This is a genomic window from bacterium (assembly GCA_040755795.1).
Classification (GTDB): Bacteria; UBA9089; CG2-30-40-21; order CG2-30-40-21; family SBAY01; genus JBFLXS01.
In genome coordinates this window covers 1-7,368 of the sequence record JBFLXS010000189.1, presented here as the reverse complement: position 1 = coordinate 7,368, position 7,368 = coordinate 1, and the positions used below count along the sequence as shown (strand labels likewise).

The 7,368-nt window shown below is 35.0% G+C and carries 12 protein-coding genes and 1 tRNA gene; 1 reads left to right on the top strand and 12 read right to left on the bottom strand.

All coding sequences use genetic code 11. The annotated features are described in order from the left end of the window. Nucleotides 1–415: 415 nt before the first annotated feature. A complete protein-coding gene (locus AB1414_12290; GenBank protein ID MEW6608202.1) occupies nt 416–1,318 on the top strand; it encodes a PorV/PorQ family protein in 903 nt (300 codons plus the stop codon). 517 nt (nt 1,319–1,835) lie between these two features. Here the strand turns inward: AB1414_12290 and AB1414_12285 are convergent. The 12 genes from AB1414_12285 to AB1414_12230 all read right to left on the bottom strand — a co-directional run. Then, entirely contained in the window at nt 1,836–2,027 is a 192-nt protein-coding gene (locus AB1414_12285; GenBank protein MEW6608201.1) for a hypothetical protein, read from the bottom strand. Further along, the gene (locus AB1414_12280; GenBank protein MEW6608200.1) at nt 2,008–2,823 is read right to left on the bottom strand and encodes a hypothetical protein; all 816 of its coding nucleotides are present in this window, start codon (nt 2,821–2,823) and stop codon (nt 2,008–2,010) included. Before AB1414_12280 ends, AB1414_12285 begins: the two co-directional genes overlap by 20 nt. 62 nt (nt 2,824–2,885) lie before the next feature. Continuing rightward, nucleotides 2,886–3,008, bottom strand: coding sequence for a hypothetical protein (locus AB1414_12275; protein MEW6608199.1), 123 nt, complete (start codon nt 3,006–3,008; stop codon nt 2,886–2,888). Between the two features lie 184 nt (nt 3,009–3,192). Continuing rightward, nucleotides 3,193–4,092 (bottom strand): site-specific tyrosine recombinase XerD, encoded by a 900-nt coding sequence (xerD, locus tag AB1414_12270; GenBank protein ID MEW6608198.1) that lies wholly within the window; start codon nt 4,090–4,092, stop codon nt 3,193–3,195. Further along, nucleotides 4,089–4,703 carry an MBL fold metallo-hydrolase gene (locus tag AB1414_12265; protein MEW6608197.1) on the bottom strand — a complete coding sequence of 205 codons (615 nt, stop codon included), beginning with the start codon at nt 4,701–4,703 and terminating at the stop codon, nt 4,089–4,091. The genes xerD and AB1414_12265 overlap by 4 nt, the downstream gene beginning before the upstream one ends. Before the next feature lie 5 nt (nt 4,704–4,708). Beyond that, nucleotides 4,709–5,152 (bottom strand): D-aminoacyl-tRNA deacylase, encoded by a 444-nt coding sequence (dtd, locus tag AB1414_12260; GenBank protein MEW6608196.1) that lies wholly within the window; start codon nt 5,150–5,152, stop codon nt 4,709–4,711. A 2-nt stretch (nt 5,153–5,154) separates the two neighbouring features. Then, nucleotides 5,155–5,478, bottom strand: a complete 324-nt coding sequence (cutA, locus tag AB1414_12255; GenBank protein ID MEW6608195.1) for a divalent-cation tolerance protein CutA — start codon at nt 5,476–5,478, stop codon at nt 5,155–5,157. Between the two features lie 73 nt (nt 5,479–5,551). Beyond that, nucleotides 5,552–5,719, bottom strand: a complete 168-nt coding sequence (locus AB1414_12250) for a four helix bundle protein (GenBank protein MEW6608194.1) — start codon at nt 5,717–5,719, stop codon at nt 5,552–5,554. Nucleotides 5,720–5,779: 60 nt separating this feature from the next. Further along, nucleotides 5,780–5,854: transfer RNA gene (locus tag AB1414_12245), tRNA-Ala, on the bottom strand. A gap of 245 nt (nt 5,855–6,099) precedes the next feature. Then, nucleotides 6,100–6,459, bottom strand: a complete 360-nt coding sequence (gene rsfS / locus AB1414_12240) for a ribosome silencing factor (GenBank protein MEW6608193.1) — start codon at nt 6,457–6,459, stop codon at nt 6,100–6,102. Between the two features lie 35 nt (nt 6,460–6,494). Next, nucleotides 6,495–7,097 (bottom strand): bis(5'-nucleosyl)-tetraphosphatase (symmetrical) YqeK, encoded by a 603-nt coding sequence (yqeK, locus tag AB1414_12235; protein MEW6608192.1) that lies wholly within the window; start codon nt 7,095–7,097, stop codon nt 6,495–6,497. 184 nt (nt 7,098–7,281) lie between these two features. After that, a partial coding sequence (locus tag AB1414_12230) for a GxxExxY protein (protein ID MEW6608191.1) occupies nt 7,282–7,368 on the bottom strand: 87 nt, incomplete at its 5' end.

Sequence of the window (7,368 nt, the reverse complement as noted above, 5' to 3'; positions counted from 1 at the left end):
AAACCTAACCCCAATGTTTATAATATGTTACATATACCTACCTCACCTCCTAAACACCCCTAAAATCTACCTTCTTACTATTATAACCCCTTGATTTTACTGGAGTTAATAGGTCCAACCCTCTTTAAGATAGATTATGCTTCTTATTTATATACCACATTTAAGATAAAAAGTCTATATCTTTTTTTCAAAAAACAAAAATCTTTACGAAAAATATATTTCATAATCCCGAAAAACCCTCATAAATACTCATTTCTTATTTTCACCGAGAATTGCTGAGCTGAACGCTTACTCCTTTATTCTCTTATCCCCCTTCTTATACTAACCACGATCAACATATTCCTATTTCACAGGTGGAAATAATTTATTTACCCTTTATTACACCTTGAAGGGAGCAGAAAGGAGGTTTAAAAAAATGAAAAAGTTACTTTTAATAACAATGGTAGTATTGATAGGGACACCTTGCTTTGCAAAGGATGAAGGCGAGACAGCGATGGCTTTTGTTAAGATTGGACAGGAGGCAAGGGTTGCCGGGATGGGAGAGGCATTTGTAGGATTAGCAGATGATGTATCTGCCTTATACTGGAATCCTGCTGGGCTTTCTCAATTAGAGGAAAGGGAGGCATCCTTTATGTATCTCAAACCATTTACGGATGTATCTGGTTTAGGATATGGCTATCTATCCTCTGCCTTTCCGACAAACGAAGGGGTATGGGCATTAAGTCTCTCATACTTTGATTATGGGAGTGAAGAGAAATATGATAATCTGGCAAATTCGCATGGAACCTGGGAGGCATCGGATATATGCCTTTCCTTTGGTTTTGGTAGAAAGGTTAATGAGAATGTTGCTTTTGGTTTCTCTCTTAAGGCAATTGAGGAAGATATTGATACTGAGGATGCACCGGGACTTGCGGTAGATTGTGGTGTTCTTTATAAACCAGATATAGAAAATATGAAGATAGGTGCGGCAATAAAGAATATTGGACCAAAGGTAAAGTTTAGAACAGATTCAGATTCTCTTCCATTATCATTAAAATTAGGGCTTTCATACTTACTTCCGAATGCCCCGGTTACCCTTGTCTTAGATAGCACAATTCCAAATGATAACAAATCATACATTGGGATTGGTGGTGAGTATAATTACAAAGAGGCATTAGCCATCAGACTTGGGTATAAGGGAGGGCCACAGGATGAAGGTTCTGGCTTAACCGCAGGTTTTGGCATAAAACATCCTAAATTGAATTTTGACTTTGCCTACCAACCTGCTTCTGACCTTGGAAATTCCTATGTTGTCTCTGTGAGGGGACGCATTGAATAATAGGGGACGCACACTATTTTTTACTCATCTTTTTCTTCCACTTTTCCTGGTCCTCCTGGAAGCCTAAACTTCAATGACCAATTCATAACCTTTTCTAACTCTGTAACCGTTCAGGCTATATATCAAAAGTGTAAGAAAGGGGATAAGGAGATAAGATAATAGAAATAGATTGAAATTTATAGAAATAGGTAGAAATTGATTGTGGAAAACAACAAATTTCCATAAATTTCTATTAATTTCAATTTTTTTAATAATATCTCCCTATCTCCTTAATCTCCACATCTTCTTTTGTTATACCACCTGAACGCTTACAAGTCCAGATATAGGAAAGTATAACATACCACGAATTTCACGAATTGGACGAATAAAAATGTGTCTAAGTGTCTGGTAGGTCTATGTAACCCAGACACAGACACCCAGATACCAGCCTATCTGAACGGTTACATTATTCTAATAATTAGTATTCATTCGTAAAATTCGTTTAACTCGTGGTATCTTTTTCTTGACAAATCCTTTTCTATGTGACCCTATTGCTCCTTCCCTCGGATAAATCAGTAAACACACCATGAGAATATGTATCTTTATCAATATCATTTGTTATCTGTGCTTGTTCAAGCCACATATCCCAGTAGGCAAAGAGTTCATCCTCAGACAAATTACGCAAATCCAAATCTTCCTCGCTTAAAAATTCATCCTTGATTGCTATCATTCAACTGTTCTCCTGCAACTTGAAATGGTAACACTTCCTCAGCATACTTAACCATAATTTCGTGTGCCATGATTAGTGGATAACCAGAGACTTTTTTCGCAACATCAGGCCATATTGCTTGCCATTTCTCTGATGTTTTTATATAGGCTTCCAACCTCTTTTCATTGACATGGATAAGCATTCTTTTTTCTGCATCAATCGCTTCTTCAAGTCGTTCCCTACCTTGTGAAATCTTTTCAAGAAACGGTCTTTGTCTCATTAATTTTTGAACAAGAGATGGATATTTTTCAGCAAGAATTATCAGGTCTCTGGCACTTCTTGAGTATAGAAACTGGTCTCTGGGATTGGACATCAATCTTGCCAATTCACCAATAACGGCATAATCCTTTTCTCTATTTGTCATTTTTATTGCGGCAAGTTCCTTAAGACCTACAAATGGCAAATCCAATTTTTTTTGTTCCTGCCATAGTTTTTTTAGAGTAGATTTAGAGATTCGAGGTGGACGTGTAAGAAAGTCGGTTCTAATTCTTAACTGATTATGCCAAAATTCAAAATGAGAACTCCATCCACCAGACATCCATCTGATATCGAGTGGAGCACCGAAACGATATTGAGCCCCGTATTCTGACAAGACCGTTAAAATGTGTTTCATAGTTTCGGAATCTTCCCTCAGAATCCAATCCCCATCCTTGCTCATTATCGCCAGACGATGAAGCACAACTGCTTGACCGGAAGAAATTATTGCTCTGAGTTTACCTGTATTAAATCGATGTGTAAGTTCCAAATAAATATTCATTGCCTAATTTTTATTCATCTTTTTAAGATAGCAATACTGTCTGTTGAAACCTCTTGTACTTTTTACTTCTCCAGCACAATCTTTGCGTTGTTTTTTAGTTCTATAAGCCAGGCAACATAAGCCAGTTCTAATTCTTTACTAATTTTAATTTTTTTATAATATCTCCCTATCTCCTTAATCTCCACATCTCCTTTTGTTACACCACCTGAACGCTTACCGTTGTTTATTAATCTTTTAATACGGACTTTCGAGTAACTGTTTTTAAGCCTTTTTGAACACTGAAAAACGCGAAAAACACGAAAAAAAGATATTTTCCTCTCTGTGAACTCTTGCGTCTCTGCGGTAAAGGATTACCTGAACGGTTACTATTTACGCTCTTGGATGATACTTTGCATGAAGTATCTTCAATCTTGCCTGATGAATATGCGTATAAATTTGTGTTGTCGTAATATTCACATGCCCTAACATCTCCTGAACACTTCGCAAGTCAGCATCATTAGATAATAAATGTGTCGCAAATGAATGACGCAAGGTATGAGGAGAAATTTCCTTCTTTATTCCACACAATCGAGCATATCTTTTGATAATCTTCCACAGTGCCTGTCTTGTTATTCCCTTTCCTCGCCAATTTACAAACAGATTTTCGATGATAGTATCATTTTTAACTAAATATGGTCTGGCTTTCTCCAGATATTCTCTCAGGTAAGTTAATGCTATCTGACCGATAGGCACTATCCTTTCTTTTGAACCCTTGCCTAAAATATTCGCAAACCCTATTTCTAAATTGACCTGTCCCACATTTAAAAGTATAACCTCTGAAACCCGAGCACCTGTGGCATACATAAATTCTAACATCGCTTTATCTCTTAGACCCAATGGTTGTTTAATATCTGGTTGATTTAATAATAATTCTATCTCTTTATAGGTTAAAAACTTAGGTAATTTACTCACCGCCCATGATTTTGTATATGGAGATTCTAAATAAAGTGTTGGATTATAAGTAATTTGTCCCTCATTCTCCAGAAATCGATAAAATGCTTTAATACTTGCTACCTTTCTACTGATACTTGATGATTTTAAATGATTATTTCTTAGATAGGTAAGATAATTTAAGACATTTATCTCTTTTGAATCAACTGATTGTATGTTATTCTTTTCAAGGAACAAGATATATTGTCCAATATCACTTTCATACGCAAAACAGGTATTAGGCGATAATCCTCGTTCTATACCCAGATAATTTATAAAATTTTCAACCTTATCTTTCATTGTAAAAATGGATTAGTTTTTCTTTCTTCTCCAATTGTTGAGATATTCCCATGTCCTGGGTAAATAATCGTTTCATCTTTTAAGATTAAAAGATGTTGATTAATAGAATCAATTAAGGTTTTATAATCTCCACCAGGAAAATCTGTTCTTCCAATTCCACCAGCAAATAATGTATCGCCAGTAAATATAAATTTATCTCCAGGTAAACAAATACCCCCTTGTGTATGACCGGGGGTATGGATGACTTTTAATTTTAAATGACCTGTTTCAATAAACTCACCATTTTCTAACAATCTATCTGCCGAAGTAATTATCGGTTCATAAAAAAATGCGGATAGGTTTGAGGAAGAATCAGTCAGCATCACGGCATCGTTTTTATGGATAAGTATTTTTGCGCCCGTAGCATTTTTTAGCTCATTATTACCTGCAATATGGTCAATATGACCATGTGTATTAATAATATAAATGAGTTTAGTTTTTAATTCATTTAATTTATCAAGGATTAGGTAAGCATCCCCACCAGGGTCAATAACAATTGCCTCATTTCCATCTTCTAAAATATAGCAATTACTTTCCATAAAGCCAACAACTAATTTATGTATATTATTCATCCTCTCTACTCTCTACTCCCTACTACCAATGTTACTGGTCCATCATTATGAATATCCACTAACATCATTGCCCCAAATTCACCCTCGGCAACTTTAATATTTGTTTGTTTCATCGTTTCTATAAATTTAATGTATAATTCTCTGGCTAATTCTGGCGGAGCGGCTTGAGTAAAATCAGGTCTTCTGCCTTTATGACAATCACCATATAATGTAAATTGCGAAATAATCAATGCCTGTCCTTTAATATCTAATAACGAGAGATTAAATTTATTCGATTCATCTGCGAATATTCGTAAATTAACAATTTTATTGACTAAATATTCAACATCCTTAATCGTATCCTGATGTGTTACTCCTAATAATATCACTAAGCCGTTATCTATCTTACCAATTATTTTATTATCAACTGATACCGAGGCTTCTTTTACCCGTTGTAGACAAGCACGCATATTTACTTTCCCTTTTTTACTGATTCATTTAGCCATTTTAAATAATCTTCATTCCCGCCAATAATAGGTAAGGCAATTATTTCAGGAACGGTATATGAATGAATCTTTTTGACCATAGTTATTAATTTCTCTAATAGGGCTTTCCTTGTTTTAATTATCAACAAACTTTCCTCAGATTTATCTATTTTATTTTCCCACCAGAAGATAGAATGGATATGCGGAATGATATTTACGCAAGCGGCGATTTTATCTTCCACTAATTTATTAGCAATTCTTGTTGCCTCTTCAGTCTGAGGTGTTGTAATTAAAACTACAATATATTTCATTTCTTTTACTGATTGTAACTATTCAGCATACCAAGCAAGTAGGAAGTAGGAAGTAGGAAGAGGGGAAAATACTTCATACTATTTTACTCTTAATTGATTTGATTAAACCTATAAGCATCCTACTCACTTCTTCAGATATATCCCAAATGGATTGAAAATCTGGCAGATAATTAAGTTTCTTAAAACCTTCTGCAATATTTGCTGGAATAGAAACAGCCGCTCTGCACATCTGTTGCACCAATTCTTTCCCTTTCCTACTTTCCTACTCTCCTACTTTCCTACAAACTGATTACTTTCTTTTTGGTGGAGGTGAGGGGAATTGAACCCCTGACCTCTTCCATGCCAAGGAAGCGCGCTCCCGCTGCGCCACACCCCCACATAAGTAAACGTTGAACGGAGCCTGACGAAAGAAAGAATTTTCTCTGCTCCATACTCTTAGTGTCGTGTTGAACAAATAACGCACGGAATTTAATTCTGGTAACTGGTGATTGGTAATTGGTAATTAAATACCGTCCGATTGAGCTTATGACGAAGCCCTTTAACCAATTACCAGTTACCAGTTATCCGTTTGCAGGTTATGAAATCTGATGATACGCCGTGCAAAACTTACTCAACACCACATTAGCTCCTTGCATTATGCTCTATCACCTTTGCATCTGTCCATAGTCCTTCTAAATCATAGAATTTCCGCGTTTCTTCATAAAATATATGGATAATCACATCACATAAATCTATCAATATCCAATTTCCCCATTCATATCCTTCGATATGGTGAATTTTAAACTTTTCTTTAGTTGCTAATTCATCTATCGCATCCGCAATCGCTCTAATTTGAACATCTGATGTGCCACTGCAAATAACAAAATAATCCGTCATATCCGTTAATTTTTTCATTTCTAAAATAACCACATCATTTGCTTTTTTATTAAGTGCCGCCTCGGCACAGTGTAGGGCTATCTTTTTAGCCGATTTTATTGGCAAATTATCATCTCCTTTAAATAAGAGGAACTTAAGGTCTATATATCATAATACTTTATCTTATCCTGTAAGGTATCTATCAATTCATTCCTTGCCTCAATGGAACGAGGATGAATACTACCATTGGACTTTAAAATATCAAGAATCTTGAAATTTATTATCCAAAAAGTAACTATTCCCAGCTCTGTTATCGCAATATTTTTTAATCTTTGATATGATTTTTCTTCCCCGTTACTTTTCATATACTCCATATAGTCAGCAACATAAACTATTTTCTCCAGAGTAGATGAATTTTTATCTAATGTTGGATGAATTCTGATTGCTCGTAGGATTTCCTTATCTGTAATTCCAAATTTTTCTTGAGCTAACACCATTCCTACGGGAGCGTGCCATAATTGTTTCTCCTTACTCTCCAGTTCATCTAAAATAATTTCATATTTTTTTAAGTAATCTTTTAATAATTCATCCGATAAATCCTTGGCGCAATCATGTAATAAAGCGGCTATCCTTACCTTATGTGGCTCAACAACATAATGCCGGGCTAAAAAAGAGGCTAATTTTTCAGTATTAAGACAATGATTGTATCTTTTTTGAGAAAGAATGTCCTTTAATTTTAACTCAATTTCATTTAACTCTACCAATTTTCTACCTCTTGAAAAATCAGGGATTTTTTACTTATATGTAATAATAACAGAAAACAGAGAAAAAGTCAACGAAAATTTTATTGTAAGCGGATTAAACAGATTTTTTTAGTAAGCGGATTGAACGGATTGAGCGGATTTTTTGTAACTATTCACCACGAAGAGCACGAAGGGCAGGGAGATGTTACAGAACAAATCTCTTTATGCCTTCTTTCAATCTTTCCACATTGAAATTTATCAATAGACCAACCTTGATATTTGCCAATTTCAT

What these genes read in the sequence shown, in the direction of transcription:
- xerD (MEW6608198.1), bottom strand. Translation starts at nt 4,092, where the DNA reads ATGAAAGATAAGGTTGAAAATTTTATAAATTATCTGGGTATAGAACGA.
- AB1414_12285 (MEW6608201.1), bottom strand. Translation starts at nt 2,027, where the DNA reads ATGATAGCAATCAAGGATGAATTTTTAAGCGAGGAAGATTTGGATTTG.
- AB1414_12265 (MEW6608197.1), bottom strand. Translation starts at nt 4,703, where the DNA reads ATGAATAATATACATAAATTAGTTGTTGGCTTTATGGAAAGTAATTGC.
- AB1414_12280 (MEW6608200.1), bottom strand. Translation starts at nt 2,823, where the DNA reads ATGAATATTTATTTGGAACTTACACATCGATTTAATACAGGTAAACTC.
- cutA (MEW6608195.1), bottom strand. Translation starts at nt 5,478, where the DNA reads ATGAAATATATTGTAGTTTTAATTACAACACCTCAGACTGAAGAGGCA.
- AB1414_12290 (MEW6608202.1), top strand. Translation starts at nt 416, where the DNA reads ATGAAAAAGTTACTTTTAATAACAATGGTAGTATTGATAGGGACACCT.
- dtd (MEW6608196.1), bottom strand. Translation starts at nt 5,152, where the DNA reads ATGCGTGCTTGTCTACAACGGGTAAAAGAAGCCTCGGTATCAGTTGAT.